General features: G+C 57.6%; 1 protein-coding gene. It reads left to right on the top strand.

The window, feature by feature from the left end:
- Positions 1-68 precede the first annotated feature (68 nt).
- Positions 69-1,079 (top strand): IS30 family transposase, encoded by a 1,011-nt coding sequence (locus tag QTL95_RS16150; protein WP_289720948.1) that lies wholly within the window; start codon positions 69-71, stop codon positions 1,077-1,079.
- Positions 1,080-1,120: the final 41 nt, after the last annotated feature.

Raw genomic sequence — 1,120 nt, 5'->3', positions numbered from 1 at the left:
GGTGGGTTCAAGGATGAAGTGCGACTTGCGAATGATACCAATGGGTTGTCACTCGCAAGGAAGCTGCAATGAACCGCACCTATTCCCATATCGACATGGATGAACGACGTAAGATCGCCCGCTGGCGTATGGCTGGCCTGACTGTTGGCATCATCGCCGAGAAGCTTGGACGCCATCGCTCGACAATTTTCCGCGAGATCCGGCGCAATATGTTCGTCGACGAAGTCGTCCCGGATCTGAACGGCTATTACTGTGTCACGGCACATGACATGGCGTGCGAACGACGCGCCAAGCTGAGGAAGCTGGTGCGCTTCTCGCGTGTCCGTCAATCCGTCATCGATCGGATCAAGCACGGATGGTCACCGCAGCAGATCGCAGGAAGGATGCGCTTGGAGCGGCATCCGATATCGGTCAGTCACGAAACGATCTACAAGTTCGCGTATTCTCCCGACGGCCAAGCGATCAAACTGTGGCGGTACCTGCCGGAGCATCGCGCTCGGCGGCGACCGCGACATGCCAGACGCAAGCATGGCCAACGGTTTAGCCCGGAACTCAACATCCTGCGCCGCCCGGATGTGGTCGCCGATCGCAAGCAGTTCGGGCATTGGGAATGCGACCTGATCCAGTTCCGAAAGAAGTTTGGAAAGGCCAATGTGACATCACTCGTTGAACGGGTCAGCCGATTTGCGATCTTTCTACGCAACAACGATCGGCAGTCTCGACCGGTCATGAACGGCCTTGTGCAAGCACTCCAGGCCCTGCCCCACCTCGCCCGTCGTTCCATCACGTTCGACCGTGGCACGGAGTTCACCGACTGGCCTTACCTACAGGCGAGCATTGGTACCCATACCTGGTTCTGCGACCCTCAATCGCCGTGGCAAAAAGGAACCGTCGAAAATACCAACAGGCGGGTACGGAAATGGCTTTCGAGAGAGGTCGACCCCTTATCGGTGACCGACGCCGACCTCATTGAGATCTGTAATCAGCTCAATGCCACGCCGCGCAAATGCCTCGGCTATCGAACGCCGGCAGAGGTCTTTCGAAAGAAACTCCTCGCCCAGATACGCTACGCCGGTTAGCTTGAGAGGCCCCGCAAGTCGCGCTTCAGCATGAACTCACA

This window comes from Rhizobium sp. S152 (assembly GCF_030380735.1).
Lineage (GTDB): Bacteria > Pseudomonadota > Alphaproteobacteria > Rhizobiales > Rhizobiaceae > Rhizobium.
The sequence above is the reverse complement of the archived record's forward strand: the minus strand, read 5'-3'. Positions and strand labels throughout refer to the sequence as shown.

Bases quoted from the DNA above. Each gene is read 5' to 3' on its own strand.
- QTL95_RS16150 (WP_289720948.1), top strand. From the start codon at position 69: ATGAACCGCACCTATTCCCATATCGACATGGATGAACGACGTAAGATC.